This window comes from Rhizobium rhododendri (assembly GCF_007000325.2).
GTDB classification, from domain to species: Bacteria; Pseudomonadota; Alphaproteobacteria; order Rhizobiales; family Rhizobiaceae; genus Rhizobium; species Rhizobium rhododendri.
The window spans coordinates 2,056,992-2,073,540 of the sequence record NZ_CP117267.1 but is presented as its reverse complement, the minus strand read 5'-3'; the positions used below and the strand labels follow the sequence as shown (position 1 = coordinate 2,073,540).

Sequence of the window (16,549 nt, the reverse complement as noted above, 5' to 3'; positions counted from 1 at the left end):
CGGCTTTTTTTGTATGTAAAGCGCCTGTCATCCGGGCCTGAAGAAGCGGAGAGACGGTCATGGTTACGATCCTGCGGGATGACGGTGCGGAAATCTACGAGACCAAGGGCGGCATTACCGTGACGCGCCAGCGTCGGCCAATCGCCTATGACGACGCAGTCTCGTCCTACATCGACAAGCTGGACGAGCGGCGCGGCGCGGTGTTTTCCTCCAACTACGAGTATCCGGGCCGCTACACGCGCTGGGACACTGCCGTCGTCGACCCGCCCATCGGCATCTCCTGCTTTGGCCGCAATGTCTGGATCGAAGCCTATAACGAGCGTGGCGAGGTCATCCTCGGGTTTATCGAGGCTCGGCTGCAAACCGTGCGCGAAGTGGCCCTCGGTGCGTCGACGCCGCGTCGGCTCGACCTCATCGTCAAGGCGCCCGACCGGGTGTTCACCGAGGAAGAACGGTCGAAGATGCCGACGGTGTTCACCGTGCTGCGCGCCGTCACCGACCTGTTCTACTCTCAGGCTGACGCGGCCCTCGGGCTCTACGGTGCCTTCGGCTACGATATCGCCTTCCAGTTCGACGCCATCGACCTGAAACTGACGCGTCCCGCCGACCAGCGCGACATGGTGCTGTACCTGCCCGACGAGATCCTCGTGGTCGACAACTACGCCGCCAAGGCCTGGATCGACCGCTACGACTTCGAAAAGGGCGGGCTGACCACTGATGGCAAGGCCGGTGATATCCCGCCGGAACCCTTCCACCACACGGACACCATTCCGCCGAAGAGTGACCATCGCCCGGGCGAATTTGCCGAGTTGGTGAACAAGGCGAAGGAGAGCTTTCGCAAGGGCGACCTGTTTGAGGTCGTTCCCGGGCAGAAGTTCATGGAGCGCTGCGATTCCAAGCCGTCGGATATTTCCAAGCGTCTGAAGGCGATCAATCCGTCGCCCTATTCGTTCTTCATCAACCTCGGCCACCAGGAATATCTGGTCGGCGCATCGCCAGAGATGTTCGTGCGCGTCTCCGGCCGTCGCATCGAGACCTGCCCGATCTCGGGCACGATCAAGCGCGGCGAGGACCCGATCGCCGATAGCGAGCAGATCCTCAAGCTTCTGAACTCGAAGAAGGACGAATCCGAGCTGACCATGTGCTCGGACGTCGACCGCAACGACAAGAGCCGCGTCTGCGAGCCGGGCTCGGTCAAGGTCATCGGCCGCCGTCAGATCGAGATGTATTCGCGCCTGATTCACACCGTCGACCACATCGAGGGGCGCTTGCGCGACGACATGGATGCGTTCGACGGATTCCTGTCACACGCCTGGGCCGTCACCGTCACCGGTGCGCCGAAACTCTGGGCCATGCGCTTCATCGAAAGCCGCGAAAAGAGCCCGCGTGCCTGGTATGGCGGCGCCATCGGCATGGTCGGCTTCAACGGCGACATGAACACCGGTCTGACGCTGCGCACCGTGCGTATCAAGGACGGGATTGCCGAAGTGCGGGCCGGCGCTACGTTGCTCAACGACTCCATCCCCGAAGAGGAAGAAGCCGAAACCGAACTGAAGGCATCTGCCATGCTCTCTGCCATCCGCGATGCAAAGTCTGCCGGTTCCGCTAAGACCAAGCGCGATGTTGCTGCGGTCGGCAAGGGCGTCAGCATCCTGCTTGTCGACCACGAGGACAGCTTCGTCCACACGCTCGCCAACTACTTCCGCCAGACCGGTGCCACCGTTTCGACGGTCCGCACGCCGGTGTCGGAGGAGGTCTTCGACCGCCTCGACCCCGATCTGGTCGTGCTGTCGCCGGGGCCCGGCAATCCGAAAGATTTCGATTGCAAGGCGACGATCAAGAAGGCACGGGCCCGCAACCTGCCGATCTTCGGCGTCTGCCTCGGCCTGCAGGCGCTGGCCGAAGCCTATGGCGGCGATCTCAGGCAACTGGCTGTGCCGATGCACGGCAAGCCGTCGCGTATTCGCGTACTGGAGCCCGGTATCGTGTTTTCAGGCCTTTCCAGGGAGGTGACCGTCGGGCGCTACCACTCGATCTTCGCCGACCCCTCGACCCTGCCGCGTGAATTCATGATCACGGCGGAAAGCGAGGATGGCACGATCATGGGTATCGAGCACACCAAGGAGCCGGTTGCAGCGGTGCAGTTCCACCCGGAATCGATCATGACGCTCGGTGGCGATGCCGGCATGCGAATGATCGAGAATGTCGTGGCAAACCTCGCGCGGCGGACAAAGACCAAGGCGGCCTGAGGTTTCTCTGAAAGGCGGCGGACGATCCCGCCGCCTCGACGGAGCCGCTATTCCTGCCGCTTCACGGCGCGCATGTTCATCGTTGCGCGGATGCTGAAGCCGAGTGCCTGGTAGAGCGCGATCGCCGCCGTGTTGCCGACATAGGCATGCAGGAAGGCTACCTCGCCGCGGGCGGCGATTTCGCCGGCGACAAAGCGAAACAGCAGGCTGCCGAGACCGCGACCTTGGAAATCCGGATGGGTGCAGAGACCGCTGAGTTCGCCGAAGCCGGGCAGGCGCATGCGCTGGCCGGCCATGGCCACTAGCCGGCCCTCGATCCTGACGCCCCAGAATGGGCCGAGCCTTTGTGCGCCGAGCGTGAACGGACCGGGCTTGGTCAACAGTGCCAGTTCCAGCATCTCGTCGGCGTCGCTTTCGTCCAGCAATTCGATCCGGGGATCGGTGATCCGCTCATGCGGCCGGTCGGCTGTCATCTGGTAGAGTTCGCCTTCCGCAAGGACGACAATTCCCTCGGGAATCACAATCGGACCGGCTTCCACGAGGACTATCCTTTCGTCTCCGATGGGCAGGTTTGCCAGCGCCTGAAGGCTTTCCGGCGCGTCGTCTGCAGCGGCGGCAAAGGGAACGGTCGATGGCGCAAACCGCTTGGCAAGGGGGCCGCCGATCGCCAGCGGCGCATGGCTCGTCTGCAGCGTGTTCCAGACAGGCCTGTCGAGTATATGCGCCACGGCGATTTCTCCTGATTTTTGTTTTTCGCTTCGCCATATCACTTTTCGGCGGGCAGGGGTTCGATACCTTGCCAAGGCTATCGCTTGTATTTGCGATCGCCTCGAAGATGCCATAGGGGATAGCCAAGCGACCCGCGAAGTAACAAGCACGGCGCCAGGCGGTCAAGCCAGGGCGCAGCGTCAGAACGAACAAGGAGGCTTGAAGCCATGCCCAATACCGATGTTTCCGGCCTGTCCATGCTCGGCAGCCACACCGAAACGCCCACCAGCCCCGAGACTGCAATCCTCGAAAAGGTGCCGGCCACCCATCAGGGTACCGAATACCTCGTGCGCTTCACCGCGCCCGAGTTCACCTCGCTCTGCCCGATGACCGGCCAGCCGGATTTCGCCCATATCGTCATCGACTACGTGCCCGGCGAATGGCTGGTGGAATCGAAGTCGCTGAAGCTTTTCCTGCATGCATTCCGCAATCACGGCGCCTTCCACGAGGATTGCTCCGTCTACATTGCCAAGCGCATCGTCGACCTGCTGCAGCCGAAATGGCTGCGTATCGGCGCCTACTGGTATCCGCGCGGCGGCATCCCCATCGACGTCTTCTGGCAGACCGGCAAGCCGCCGGAAGGCCTGTGGTTGCCGGACCAGGGCGTCCCGACCTATCGCGGTCGCGGCTGACCCTCATTAAAAACGCCGCGCTTCAGGCGAAGCGCGGCGTCGCATCGGGGCTCTGCGAAAACGTCAGACGTTGAAGCTGTCGTCGCCGCCGCTATCGTAGGAATTGTCGAAATCGGTGTCGCTGTCGTCGCTGACCAGGTTCTGGTCATTGGCATTGTCGTCGTTTCCAGCGTTCTGGTCGTTGTTGTTGCCGTTGCTGTCGCCATAATAATTGTTGACGACCGTTTCCTCGACGGCGGGTGCTGCGGCCGGTGCCGCCGCTGCTGCTCCAAGGCCGCCAAGCCCTGCCGCTGCGCCACCGATATGCGGGCTGAACAGGCTGCTCAGCGATTCCGCCAGCATCACGCCGCCGGCAACGCCGGCTGCCGTGCCGAGCGCACCGCGCAGAAAGCCGCCGCCGCCCGACTGGGCCTGCGGCTGCTGGCTCCATGGGCCAACCGGCTGCTGCTGCTGGTTCTGCTGGCCCCAGGGACCCTGCTGCGGTTGCCCATAGCCCTGCTGTGGAGCCGAATAGCCTTGCTGCTGGCCATAACTCTGCTGGGGCGGGGCGGCACGCTGTGGCTGCGGTGCTGCGGATTGTCCACCGCCGAAAATGGAGCCGAGGCCGCCGAGGAAGCTTCCGCCACCTTGCGAGGCGGCGGGCTGGTGTTCGGCACTGTCCTGCAGTTCCTTGACCTGGTCTTCGAGCTGCTTGATGCGGTCGGCAGCGGCCTTCATGCCCTGCTCCTGGACGATGACCGCCTGGGCGAGCAGGTAGGGCGCGGTGGGATTGTCGCGTACCGACTGGTTGATGAAGGCTTCGGCGTCTGCATCGCGCGGGGTCGCCGCTGCGGCTTTGACGCGGTCGAAGAGAGAGCTAAGCAGTTGACGTTCTTCGGGCGACATGACGGCTCCATGAAAACTTTGATGCGATTCCGGATCGCATCACCTGACGTAGGAAGGGAATTCGGCTTTTCAAAGCCCTGCCAAGTTACATTTCGGTAATCGGGTCGGTAATGGGCAAAGCGGCAAGGATATCTTCACCGGTTCCGTGGCTTGTCTTTTTCCCGCATTGTTTTACGCATGGAACAGCATTATGTGCGGCATACGACAAATCACGGTGGAGAGTTGTTCATGAACGACGACGAACAGGAAGACAAGAAGACGGAACTGCCGCTCGGCAAGGAAACGGAGGCGAACCTCTTCAAGTCGCGTTCGATCTTCATTTATGGCGGCATTACGCAGGAATTGGCGCAGAAGGTCTGCTCGCAGCTGGTCGCCCTTGCCGCTGCCAGCGACGAAGACATCCGCATCTATGTCAGCTCGCCCGGCGGCCACGTCGAATCCGGCGATTCGATCCACGACATGATTAAGTTCATCAAGCCCAAGGTCTGGATCATCGGCACCGGCTGGGTTGCATCTGCCGGCGCGCTGATCTTCGTCAGCGTTCCCAAGGAACGCCGGCTTTGCCTGCCGAACACCCGCTTCCTGCTGCATCAGCCCTCGGGCGGCACACGCGGCATGGCATCGGATATCGAGATCCAGGCCCGCGAGATCATCAAGATGAACGAGCGCCTGAACCGGATCTTCGCAGCCGCGACCGGCCAGCCGCTGGAAAAGATCGCCAAGGACACCGACCGCGACTACTGGCTCTCGGCCGAAGACGCCAAGACCTACGGTCTGGTCTCCCGCATCGTGACATCGCAAAGCGAACTCTGATTGTTGCACACCAAGCGCCCTTGCCTGCATAATGCGGGCGAGGGCGCTTTTTTGTTTTTGGCAATGTGCTCGGCTGCATCGTTTATTCTGCACCGAACTCACCGTCTCGTTCTTTTGATCTTACGTTTCAAACAGCCATCTTCGTTACAAAATGACGGTGAAGTGCTCTTGCGCCAATCCGGCCTGTAATGCTCCATTGAGCTCTCACGCCCTTACGAGTCATTACCGCCGCCATGCTCAAAGATCTTTCCGCCCAAGCCGTCTTTATGGGCTGCCTCACCGCTTTCGTTGGATTTGCCAGTTCCTTTGCGGTGGTGCTGCATGGGCTGCAGGCGGTTGGGGCAACGCCGGGGCAGGCGGCTTCGGGGTTGACGGTGCTGTCGATCTCAATGGGGCTCTGTGCCATTGTGCTCAGCCTGACGACGCGGTTGCCGGTGAGCATTGCCTGGTCGACGCCGGGTGCGGCGCTGCTGGCAAGCTCCGGCGCGATTGCCGGCGGGTTCCAGGCGGCGGTGGGTGGCTTCGTCGTCTGTGCGGCGTTGATTATCGTTGCAGGGCTGTTCCGGCCGCTGGGGCGTGCGGTTGCGTCTATCCCGGCGCCTCTCGCCAATGCGATGCTTGCGGGCGTGCTGATCGGCTTGTGCTTCGCGCCGGTGAAGGCCATCGCCTTCAATCCGTTGCTGGGATTGCCGATCGTGCTCGCCTGGGTCGTCGTCGGCGCTTTCCGGCGGCTCTGGGCGGTTCCTGCTGCGCTGGCCGCTTTTGTCGCCGTGCTGGCATTCGGGGTGCAGATGCCTGCGGGCGCGCTGTCTTCGCTCGAGCAGTCGCTGATGCCGCGCCTGGAACTGGTCCAACCGCTGTTCACCATGGCCGGGCTGGTGTCGATCGCGCTGCCGCTGTTCATCGTCACCATGGCGTCGCAGAATATTCCCGGCATCGCCGTGCTCAAGGTCAACCAGTACGATCCGAAACCCGGTCCGCTGTTTGCCGTGACCGGCCTATTTTCGCTTGTGAGCACGCCTTTCGGTGGGCATGCGGTCAATCTTGCGGCGATAACGGCCGCCATGTGTGCGGGCAAGGATGCCAACGCCGATCCAGACCGCCGCTATTGGGCCGCCGTTATCGCCGGCATCGTCTACATCGTCTTCGGACTGCTTGCCGGCGCTGTCACCGCCTTCGTCGCGCTGGCGCCGCCCATCCTCATCGAAGCGGTGGCCGGCCTTGCACTGATCGGCGCCTTCTCCGGCTCGGCCATGGCTGCGTTTCAAGTGGTCGAAACGCGCGAAGCCGCCGCGGTGACATTTCTGGTCACCGCATCCGGCGTGTCCTTCGGCGGCATTTCGGGCGCATTCTGGGGGTTGATTGCCGGTGGGCTGATGCTGCTGCTGCAAGGTGCGGTAAGAAAGCTGCCTGCGAACCGCTGAATAAGGTACTCTGGCGGCTTTGCCGCCTCTGCCGCCTCTGTTTTGTCCTACAGTTAGGCTCTTTGTATTGAACCCGAACAAATGCAGAGGCCCTGCTGATAGGCAGCTCTCCTCAGAGAGCTGCGCCCTGAATTTTCGACGGTCAGGTGTCGCAACGGTGCAAGTAGCAGGTCTAAATGGTGCAAATGCCGAAAGACTGGGCGGGGCTTGCTTCTTTTTTGCCCCGACGGTATACAACCAATCATGAAGTCTACAGGCGCAAAAATTTCCAGCCAGATTGCACGCGGTCGCATCGCCCTGCGTGACAACTCGCGCGCCTTCACGTCGCTTCTTCTCCTCGGCCTTACGCGCGGTTGCCGGGTCCGTTGAGGAGCGCCCGGCGGCCGACAAGCCCGCCCGGCATTCGCTCCTCGACCTAGCATCCGACAATCATTCAAGGCCCACATTCAAAGCCGCTTTTGTCATCGCCAAGCCCCAGCCGATCGGCTATGAGGCGGGCAATCGACGGCACGAGGAAAAGACGATGGACGAGCAGACTCATTCCCCCGCTGGCAAGTCTCCTGCAACCATGTCCCGCTTCAAGGGCATGGCCAAAGCTGCCGAAAAATACCGTGCCTATCCGCAGGTCAACATCCCCGACCGTACCTGGCCGTCGAAGACGCTCACCAAGCCGCCGATCTGGTGCTCGGTCGATCTGCGCGACGGCAACCAGTCTCTGGTCGACCCGATGGGTCATGACCGAAAGGCGCGCATGTTCCAGCTGTTGCTGGAAATGGGCTTCAAGGAAATCGAGATCGGCTTTCCGTCAGCCTCGCAGACCGATTTCGACTTCGCCCGCTGGTGCATCGAAGAAGGCAATGTGGCCGACGACGTGTCACTGCAGGTGCTGGTGCAGTGCCGGCCCGAGCTGATCACCCGCACCTTCGAATCGTTGGAGGGTGCAAACCGGCCGATCGTGCACTTCTATAATTCCACCAGCGAGCTGCAGCGTCGCGTAGTGTTTGCCAAGGATGTGCACGGCATCAAGCAGATTGCCGTCGATGCGGCCAAGATGATCACCGACATGGCGTCCAAGGCCGGCGGCGACTATCGCTTCGAATATTCGCCTGAGAGCTTCACCGGCACCGAGCTGGAGGTGGCGCTGGAGATTTGTAACGCCGTCATCGCCGAGATCCGGCCAACAGCCGACAACAAGCTGATCATCAACCTCCCGTCGACCGTCGAGATGGCCACGCCGAACGTCTATGCCGACCAGATCGAGTGGATGTGCCGCAACCTCGACAACCGCGAAAACCTGATCATCTCGCTGCATCCACACAACGACCGCGGCACCGGCATCGCCGCTGCGGAACTGGCCCTGCTGGCCGGCGCCGACCGCGTCGAGGGTACCTTGTTCGGTAACGGCGAGCGTACGGGTAACGTCGATGTCGTGACCATGGCGCTGAACATGTTCACACAAGGGGTAGACCCGCAGATCGATTGCTCGGACATCGAGCGGATCAAGGAAGTCTACGAATATTCCAACCAGATGACCATTGCCGAGCGTCATCCCTATGTCGGCGAACTCGTCTACACGGCCTTTTCCGGCTCGCACCAGGACGCCATCAACAAGGGGATGAAGGCGAGCAAGGTCGCCAACACCTCTGTCTGGGAAGTGCCCTATCTGCCGATCGACCCGCAGGATGTCGGGCGCTCCTACGAGGCGATCATCCGCATCAATTCGCAGTCCGGCAAGGGCGGCATCGCCTACATCCTGCAGCAGGACTACGGGCTGAACCTGCCGCGCAACCTGCAGGTCGAGTTCCGGCAGGAAATCCAGAACATCACCGATGTCGAGGGCAAGGAGCTGCCGGCCAAGCGCATCTACGATCGTTTCATGGAGCTTTACGTTCAACAGCCGGATGCCCGCATCCGGTTCGTCGATCACCACATCTTCGCCGATCCCGAGCACAAGGGGCAACGGATCATCACGGCCGAAATCACCGACGGTGGCGAACTCAGGAAGATCGAGGGTCGTGGCAACGGGCCGATCGATGGCTTCATCAATGCCTTGTCGGCCTATCTCGGCGTCGAAATGTCTGTGGAGGATTACTCCGAGCACTCACTCCAGCATGGTTCGAACGCTGCGGCGATCTCGTATGTGGAGACTTCCTATCCGGGTGGGAAATTGTTCGGCGCCGGCGTCAACACCAATATCGTTGCGGCGTCGCTGGAGGCCATAGTCTCGGCCGCCAACCGGGTTCTCGCCTTGAAAGCCGGCTCCTGAAGCCCATCGCTCCCGCTTGAAACATCATCTCATCGAAATGGCGGCCCGGCAGGCCGCCATTTTGCGTCTGGCACAGTTCAGATCGCCACCGACACGCGGTTGGCGATATCGTCGAGCAGTGCGTCCGAGGATGCGCCGACGATGGCATAGCCGACCCCGGCGCGGTGCCAGGGAACGATGCCGATATCGTCCTTGATGATCTCGTTGAAATCGCTGCCATCGGTCCCGGCGCTGTCCTTGAAGAAGCAGACCGAAACGATTTCACCGTCGATGTTGCGGTAGACGAGCTGTCCGGTCGGCTTGCCGCCCGCTACCAGCAGACGCGCGCCTTGAAATACCAGGCCCTGGCTCGACAGATCGGGCAGGTTGAACTTGACGCCGACGGTCGAGGTCAGCCACGTCATGATCTCATCGCTCTCTGTGGCGCCGAGTTCGACGATATGGCTGGACTGGCGCAGATAGATGCGTTGGGCAGCGGCAAGGTCGTCGGGCCAGGTTCGTGCCTGGTTCGGGACCAAGGGGAGGGTGAGGCGGGCAGCGCCCGGCTGGGTGCCGAAGAGATATCCAATGCCGCCGCCGATGACGAAGAGGATCAGGGCCGCCGCCAGCGCCTGCTTGCCCGACGGCGCGAGCTTCACGGCCGGCCGCGAAAGCCGCCGCGCTTCACGGACCTTCGGTGCCGGAGCGCTCTTGATCGAGCGCACAAGCGCCAGAGGCACCGGCTCCTTCAGGAGGTCGTCGAAAACCTTGCGTCCGATATCTGAGCCCTGCCGCAGGTTTTCATAGACGCGGCCGGTGTCGGCATCGGCGGAAATCAGATCCTCCAGCGTGCGCCTCTCTTCAGGGCTGGCCTCGCCATCGATATAGGCGGCTAGCCGCGCTTCGATCGGTGTCTTGCGGATATCCTGCACTGTCATGACCTCTGGCTGAGACGATTGCGCCCGGCGGCGGCAAAGGCCAGGCGGGCATTGGCAAGCCGGGAGGCGACGATCGACAGCGGGATGCCAAGGATATCGGCTGTCTGCTTGTAGCTGTGGCCTTCGACATCGGCGAGCAGGAAGACGCTGGCAAGGCCCTCTGGGAGCGCCGTTATCGCCTGATGGCTTTCGCTGCCTTCGGTCGGGCGCGGCTGCTGCAAAGTGGCGTCGCCTTTCTGGCCGGCGACAGCTCTCGGAGCGCCGGCGCGGACCCGGTGCCGGCGAGATTCTTCGACCCACACCTGCCGTGTCATCGCGTAGAGCCAGCTGTCCAGCCGCTCTTCCGTATTCCAGAGATGGATTTTCGCGACGCTGCGCTGACAAACCTTTTGCAGCAATTCGTCGGCATCTGCCACGTCTCCGGTCAACGTCACTGCGAAGCGTCGCAACTTGGGCAGCAGGCCAACGAGGTCGCGACGAATGTCCGGGGCAGGGATGGGAGCGCGCATTGTCTTTCCACGATGAAGTGACCGTCACCGGACGCGGGTTTGAATTTTCGACTACATGATAAATGCATCGGACGTTCGCACCAGCCTTTGCAAGGCTGATGTCGGTCCACGCATCGAGAAGACATCCATGACAGCGATATGACCACTTCCCGACCCGTTTCGCAAGTCGGCATAAAGGCTTCGTTGACCGGTGCGACAGATGATCTCAGATGCAGACGACCATTGGCAGGAGATATCGCAGTCTTTCCGAAGTAAAAGGCGCGGTAACCATAAAACTGTTGTTTCCTGTAAGGATCCAGCGGCAATCATGGCTGCTTCAGGACGCAAATATATCGGTGCCCTCGGCAGAGATGCCATCGCCCCGGTGGTTGAGGCTGAAGCGCTCGGCTTTCAGGCTCCAGGCGCCCGGACCGCCCGATATCGAAAACATGTTGTAGGCGGCGGGAGGCTTGGACCCGCCGACGCCTTGCGACGCGGAGGCGATGCCGACCACCGGGACACGGCCTATCGGCCCGCGCAGCCAGTGAAGCGTGTTGAGGTGGGTATGGCCATGCAGCACGAGTTCCGCGCCACCGGTCGAGACGACGGCGGCAAAGCGGCGGATGCCGATCATGCGCTTGTGGAACGACGCGGCCCCGCGGATCGGCGGATGGTGGATCATCAGCACGCGAAACAGCCCGGCTTCGCCTGCGGCCCGCAGCATATGCACCGTCTCGCGCGCCTGGCGCGATCCGAAAAAGCCGCTAGCGGAAAACGGCAGGGTGGCAACGGCCGTCGAGCAGCCGATGATGGCGACGCGGTCGCGTATGCGGAGGTATGGGAAGACGTGCATGTCTTCCTCCCAGGCAGCCGGCGCAAGATCGCCGCGCACATAGGGATACCAGGCGCGCACGGATTTCTCATAGGAGCCCGGTACATAGGCATCGTGGTTGCCCGGCACGACGGAGGTCGTTGCCGGCGGCCCGATGGTTGCAAGCCACTCCGCAGCGGTGCGGATCTCTATCTTTGTGCCGAGGTTGACTAGATCGCCGGTGACGCAAAGATGGTCCGCCTCCTTCGCCTTGATGTCTGCCAGCAGAAGATCCAGAGTGCCGCCGAACAAGTGCTTGCGCCGGTTCCGGTGCCAGTTCACAAATCCGGTGATGCGCTTCGAGGCAAGCTCCCAGAGGGAAAGCCGTGGGAGCGGGCCGAGGTGGATATCGGAGATATGCGCGAGTTTGAACATGGGTGAGACATAGAACAGTCTCGTTTCAAATCAAATGCTTCGTATGCCTGCACAAGGGGAAGTTTTGGCAGGCCCGCCCCTACGGGCCGCTGAGAGAGGGATGGCATGGACGACGACCTGGTACAGGAAGGGCGCGGGTGGAAGCACAGGCTTGCCGGCCCCCTGGCACATCTCTATTTTGCACTGTCGCGCGGCATGACGCTCGGGGTGCGGGCTGCCTGCTTCGACAGCGAGGGGCGAATTTTCCTGGTTCGCCATTCATACCTGCCCGGCTGGTACATGCCTGGCGGCGGTGTCGAAAGGCACGAGACCGTGAACCAGGCGTTGGCCAAGGAGCTGCGGGAGGAAGGCAATTTGGCCATTCTGGGCACACCGACCCTGATAGGCATCTATTTCAACCGCTCCGTCAGCCGCCGTGACCACGTGGCCTTCTACCGCGCCGACGTCGAGCAGACGGCGCTGCGCGACCCTGACTGGGAGATTGTCGAGAGCGGCTTCTTCGCCCTCGACGCCCTACCGCCCACGACCACGGCCGCCACCCACCGGCGGCTGCAGGAAATCAACGGCAACCTCGCACCCACCGGCTACTGGTAGGCGCCGGGCGCTACAGCGCGCCGCGACCGTGTGGCCGGTTGAAATCGAGTGCCGGGCCCAGAGGCACGATGCCGGTTGGATTGATGGTCTTGTGGCTGGCGTAGTAGTGCCGCTTGATGTGCGCCATGTTGACCGTCTCACTGATGCCCGGCACCTGGTAGAGTTCGCGCAGGTAGCCGGGCAGGTTGCGGTAGTCCTCGATACGCCGGATGTTGCACTTGAAGTGGCCGACATAGACGGCGTCGAAGCGAACCAGTGTCGTGAACAGCCGCCAGTCGGCTTCCGTGATCGTGTTGCCAACAAGGTAGCGGCTTTTCCCCAGGCGGGCGTCGAGACTGTCTAGGGTCGCGAAGAGTTTTTGCACGTGCTCTTCATAGGCGTCCTGCGTCGTCGCAAAGCCGGATTTGTAGACGCCGTTGTTGACCGTGTCGTAGACGATGGCGTTGATCTCGTCGATCTCGGTCCGCAGGGGCTCCGGATAATAGTCCAGCGTGACGTCGGTAAGACTGTCGAAAGCGCTGTTGAACATCCGGATGATTTCGGAGGACTCGTTGTTGACGATCGTGCCGGTCCTGGTGTCCCAGAGGACGGGTACGGTGACGCGCCCGGAATAATGAGGATCCGCCCTGGTGTAGATCTCCCACATGGCATTGGCGCCGAAGATGTGATCGACCGTGCCGCCGTCGCGGTTCTTGAATTCCCAGCCGTTCTCCAGCATGAGCGGATCGACGATCGAGACGGAAATGATGTTTTCCAGCTTCTTGAGCTTGCGGAAGATCAATGCCCGGTGGGCCCATGGACAGGCGAGCGCCACATAGAGGTGATACCGACCGGCCTCGGCCTTGAAGCCTCCAGTGCCGGATGGGCCGGCACTTCCGTCGGCGGTCACCCAATTGCGAAACTGCGATGCAGCCCGCTTGAAATGGCCCTTGGTTTCCTTGGTGTCGTACCACACGTCTTGCCAGACGCCGTCAACCAGCATGCCCATGTCATCGTCCTTTCGAATTGCCTAGAATGATACATACGCTGCCGGGCAGAATTTTCGAGCGTGCAAAGATTGAACAGTCCGTTGCTGTCGCATTTGCCGCATTTTACGTTGGACGAGGCAAATATTTCCTGCTATCGGCCTCGGCACACTTCAAGGACTGTGATCGATGACCGTAACCAGAGACCTGCGACGACGCTGATGGACCCGAACGCCGCATCCGGCGTTTCCGAGACCCATCCCTTTTTGTCATCTGGTTTGTTACGTTTCATGCACAAGCACGATCTGGTCTACCTCACCGAGGACGCGTCCCACGACGCCGTCATCGAACTCATCAACGAAGAAGCCTTTGGTCCAGGACGGTTCGTCCGGGCGGCAGCGCGTATCCGCGAGCAGGGTCCGCACGACCGGTCACTGTCGTTCATCTGTGCAGACGACGGTGAGACAGTCGCATCCGTCCGGATGACGGCCGTCATGGCGGGTGGCGTCAAGGGCCATCTTCTAGGCCCACTGGCTGTCCGGCCGTCGCACAAGAGCCGGGGCATCGGCCGCGAACTGGTGCGCATTGCCGTCGAAGCTGCACGGCGGAAGGGCTCGGAGGCGGTCATCCTCGTCGGCGATCCGCCTTACTACGAGCCGCTCGGTTTCGAGAAGGTGGCCTATAACGCGCTTGCCTTTCCGGGGCCGGTCGATCCGGGCCGGGTGCTTGTCGTGCCGATGGCGGATGACGTGCATGCGCGGCTCAAGGGCGCCATCGGCTGGACTGAATAGCGTAGCTTATCAGGGTGTTACGGCGAGCTGCTTCTGCAGGAACGTCCGGCTGCGACCGAGCGGGAAGTCGGCGAGCGTACCGAAGGCAACATAGCCCTGGCGCTGATAGGCCCGCAGCGCCTGCGGGTTGAAGGTATCGATCCAAGCGCTGTGGCATCCTCGTTCCAGGGCTTCGGCCTCCGCCTTGGCGAGCAGCCTGCCGGCCATTCCCTGGCCACGCAGCGCTTCGGGAACGAACAGCCATTGGGTGAACAGCCAGCCCCAGGCAGTCACGCCCAGCAGGCCGCCGATCACCTTGCCGTCGTCTCCGCGAATGAACACGGCCAGCGAGCGACGCTCGGGAGGCCCGACGTCCGATGCGTTGAACGACATCAACCCGCTCATGATCACGGCCATGTCGCCGTCCAGAGGCGCGTCGGTCAGGTCGAGGGTTGCCATGGCTATCGTCCTTCGCGCCACCAGGTCGCCGTCAACAGGAAGAGCAGGGCGGCGAGGCCGAGGAACCCTGCAAACAGCGGCAGTGTGTTGATGCCGCGCAGAACCGTCTCGTCTGTCAGCCGGATGCTCATGCGCTGGTCGTCGGCGATGCGCACTGCACCCCGCACCGGCAGGACCGGCGGCACGACGACGCTGTCGCCGGCCGAAGCCACGCGCGTCACCAGCCCCTTGGTTTGGCTGGCCAGCGGCTTCAGCGTCTCCGTTGTCGAGATCATCGCCTTGAATTCCGGTGCATCGACGGCGCCGACGTGGACGAGTGTCGACAAGTTGCCATTGGTGATCTGGAACAGCCCGATCTCGTCGGTGTGCTTCTCGGCACGATAGAGGCCGGGCTCGCCCTGTGCCAGCTTGACGGTCTCCGACTTGCCGGAAGGATATTTGATCGTCGCACTGCCGGGATCGTCGCCGATTGTCTGGCGAGTGATCTGCAGCGTGCGGCCGGATGCGGTGGCGGTCAGCGCTTCTTCCTCGAGCGCCGGTTCCTTCATCAGCCAGTGGGCGATGCGCCTGTAGAGCGCCACGCTCGGGCCACCGCCCTCGAAACCGCGTGACCACAGCCAGCCCTGGTCGGACAGCAGCATGGCGACGCGTCCTTCGCCGGCACGGTTCAGCACCAGCAGCGGATGGTTGTCGGCACCGACCATCACGGTCTGTCCCTGCGGCGGCTCGACATCGACCGTGCGGAACCAGCGGCCCCAATGCGGCGGCTCGACATCCGAGCCGTCGAGGCCGCGGGTGACTGGATGTTTGCGGCCTTCCTCCGACAGGCGGGGATAGAAGGCCTTGTCGATCATCTCGCCGGTCGGCTCCGCCGGGAGCACGGATTGCAGCGGCGTCAGGGCGATTGAATCCTGGCCGGCATGTTCCGGTCCGGCGGCAATCAGCAGTGCCCCACCGTTCTGAACGTACTGGGCGATGTAGTCGTAGTAGAGGATCGGCAGCACGCCGCGATGCTGGTAGCGGTCGAAGATGATCAGGTCGAAATCCTTGATCTTGTCGACGAACAGTTCCCGTGTCGGAAAGGCGATCAGCGACAGCTCGTTGATCGGCGTACCGTCCTGCTTTTCCGGCGGACGCAGGATGGTGAAGTGCACGAGATCGACCGAGGCATCGGATTTCAGCAGGTTGCGCCAGGCGCGCTCGCCGGCATGCGGCTCGCCCGAGACCAGCAGCACCCGCATGTTCTGGCGGATGCCCTCGATCAGGTGGACGGCGCGGTTGTTGGCGAGCGTAATCTCGCCGGGCAGTTCGGCGACGGAAAACTCCAGCACATTGTTGCCGGCACGCGGCACCTTGAAGCTGAATGGCGTTTCCTGGCCGGGGGTCGCCTGCAGGGTGGCGATCTCGTTGCCGTTCATTTTCACCGTAACGGGGGCCGCGCCGCCGGGGCTTGGGCCATCGTCGACGACGCGCAGGGTCAGTTGCTGTTCTTCGTTGACGATGCCGAAGCGAGGGCCGCGCACCACTTCGATGCGACGGTCGTATTCGTTGGCTTTGCCGGTGATCAGCCCGTGGATGGGAGCGTTGAAGCCGAGCGACTGGGCGGTCGAGGGGATATCGTGGATCTGGCCATCGGTGAGGAAGATGGCACCGCCGATGCGAGCCGGCGGCACATCGCCGATGGCACCGGCAAGCGCCGAGAACAGCCGCGTCGCCGGGGCATCGGTTTCCGCCGTATCCTTGGACTCCACATAGCGCGGCTCTATGCGCGGGAAGGCGGCCAGCCGGTCTTTGAGTTGCGCCAGGGCACCGTTGGTCATCTTGATGCGTTCGGGCGTCAGCTGGCTCTGGCTGCGGTCGATGATGACGGGAACGATGGTCGAGAGCCGGTCGCGATCTTCCTGCATCAGCAGCGGGTTGGCGAGTGCCACCAGCAAGGCGAGGGCTGCGAGTGCGCGGAGCCATGCCCCACGCAAGCGACGCCAGATGGCGAAGGCGGCGATGACGGCAACGACCGCGGCGAAGGCTATAATGTCCGGCCAGGGGAGAAAGGGTTGGAAATCCAGCGTCATG

The 16,549-nt window shown here is 62.4% G+C and carries 15 protein-coding genes; 7 read left to right on the top strand and 8 right to left on the bottom strand.

The genetic code is table 11. From position 1 onward, the window contains the following. Positions 1-59 precede the first annotated feature (59 nt). On the top strand, positions 60-2,249 hold the full coding sequence (locus PR018_RS10120) for an anthranilate synthase (protein ID WP_142823374.1): 2,190 nt from the start codon (positions 60-62) through the stop codon (positions 2,247-2,249). A gap of 47 nt (positions 2,250-2,296) precedes the next feature. Here the strand turns inward: PR018_RS10120 and PR018_RS10115 are convergent, their stop codons facing one another. Then, the gene (locus PR018_RS10115; RefSeq protein WP_142823373.1) at positions 2,297-2,977 is read right to left on the bottom strand and encodes a GNAT family N-acetyltransferase; all 681 of its coding nucleotides are present in this window, start codon (positions 2,975-2,977) and stop codon (positions 2,297-2,299) included. 207 nt (positions 2,978-3,184) lie between these two features. Between PR018_RS10115 and queF the strand changes: the two genes are divergently transcribed. Further along, positions 3,185-3,649 carry a preQ(1) synthase gene (gene queF, locus PR018_RS10110; protein WP_142823372.1) on the top strand — a complete coding sequence of 155 codons (465 nt, stop codon included), beginning with the start codon at positions 3,185-3,187 and terminating at the stop codon, positions 3,647-3,649. 63 nt (positions 3,650-3,712) lie between these two features. On the opposite strand, the gene PR018_RS10105 is transcribed toward queF, so the two are convergent. Continuing rightward, entirely contained in the window at positions 3,713-4,534 is an 822-nt protein-coding gene (locus tag PR018_RS10105; RefSeq protein WP_142829276.1) for a DUF2076 domain-containing protein, read from the bottom strand. A gap of 228 nt (positions 4,535-4,762) precedes the next feature. On the opposite strand from PR018_RS10105, the gene PR018_RS10100 reads away from it, so the two are divergent. The 3 genes from PR018_RS10100 to leuA all read left to right on the top strand — a co-directional run bounded on the left by PR018_RS10100 (position 4,763) and on the right by leuA (position 9,037). Continuing rightward, positions 4,763-5,347 carry an ATP-dependent Clp protease proteolytic subunit gene (locus PR018_RS10100; RefSeq protein ID WP_142823370.1) on the top strand — a complete coding sequence of 195 codons (585 nt, stop codon included), beginning with the start codon at positions 4,763-4,765 and terminating at the stop codon, positions 5,345-5,347. A 233-nt stretch (positions 5,348-5,580) separates the two neighbouring features. Next, on the top strand, positions 5,581-6,771 hold the full coding sequence (locus PR018_RS10095; protein ID WP_142823369.1) for a benzoate/H(+) symporter BenE family transporter: 1,191 nt from the start codon (positions 5,581-5,583) through the stop codon (positions 6,769-6,771). Between the two features lie 523 nt (positions 6,772-7,294). Next, on the top strand, positions 7,295-9,037 hold the full coding sequence (leuA, locus tag PR018_RS10090) for a 2-isopropylmalate synthase (RefSeq protein WP_142823368.1): 1,743 nt from the start codon (positions 7,295-7,297) through the stop codon (positions 9,035-9,037). A gap of 77 nt (positions 9,038-9,114) precedes the next feature. Here the strand turns inward: leuA and PR018_RS10085 are convergent, their stop codons facing one another. The 3 genes from PR018_RS10085 to PR018_RS10075 form a co-directional block, all read right to left on the bottom strand. Beyond that, a complete protein-coding gene (locus PR018_RS10085; protein ID WP_142823367.1) occupies positions 9,115-9,954 on the bottom strand; it encodes an anti-sigma factor family protein in 840 nt (279 codons plus the stop codon). Next, positions 9,951-10,463, bottom strand: coding sequence for an RNA polymerase sigma factor (locus PR018_RS10080; RefSeq protein WP_142823366.1), 513 nt, complete (start codon positions 10,461-10,463; stop codon positions 9,951-9,953). The genes PR018_RS10085 and PR018_RS10080 overlap by 4 nt, the downstream gene beginning before the upstream one ends. A gap of 316 nt (positions 10,464-10,779) precedes the next feature. After that, positions 10,780-11,688 (bottom strand): metallophosphoesterase family protein, encoded by a 909-nt coding sequence (locus tag PR018_RS10075; RefSeq protein WP_111222671.1) that lies wholly within the window; start codon positions 11,686-11,688, stop codon positions 10,780-10,782. A gap of 105 nt (positions 11,689-11,793) precedes the next feature. Here PR018_RS10075 and PR018_RS10070 point away from each other — a divergent pair, with 105 nt between their 5' ends. Then, the gene (locus PR018_RS10070) at positions 11,794-12,282 is read left to right on the top strand and encodes an NUDIX domain-containing protein (protein WP_142823365.1); all 489 of its coding nucleotides are present in this window, start codon (positions 11,794-11,796) and stop codon (positions 12,280-12,282) included. A gap of 10 nt (positions 12,283-12,292) precedes the next feature. Here the strand turns inward: PR018_RS10070 and PR018_RS10065 are convergent, their stop codons facing one another. Next, positions 12,293-13,270 (bottom strand): glutathione S-transferase family protein, encoded by a 978-nt coding sequence (locus PR018_RS10065; protein ID WP_142823364.1) that lies wholly within the window; start codon positions 13,268-13,270, stop codon positions 12,293-12,295. 198 nt (positions 13,271-13,468) lie between these two features. Between PR018_RS10065 and PR018_RS10060 the strand changes: the two genes are divergently transcribed. Continuing rightward, a complete protein-coding gene (locus PR018_RS10060; RefSeq protein WP_202617111.1) occupies positions 13,469-14,038 on the top strand; it encodes a GNAT family N-acetyltransferase in 570 nt (189 codons plus the stop codon). 9 nt (positions 14,039-14,047) lie between these two features. On the opposite strand, the gene PR018_RS10055 is transcribed toward PR018_RS10060, so the two are convergent. Both PR018_RS10055 and PR018_RS10050 read right to left on the bottom strand, forming a co-directional pair. After that, positions 14,048-14,476, bottom strand: coding sequence for a GNAT family N-acetyltransferase (locus tag PR018_RS10055; protein ID WP_142823363.1), 429 nt, complete (start codon positions 14,474-14,476; stop codon positions 14,048-14,050). 2 nt (positions 14,477-14,478) lie between these two features. Beyond that, positions 14,479-16,548 carry a hypothetical protein gene (locus PR018_RS10050; protein WP_142829278.1) on the bottom strand — a complete coding sequence of 690 codons (2,070 nt, stop codon included), beginning with the start codon at positions 16,546-16,548 and terminating at the stop codon, positions 14,479-14,481. Between the last annotated feature and the right edge of the window lies 1 nt (position 16,549).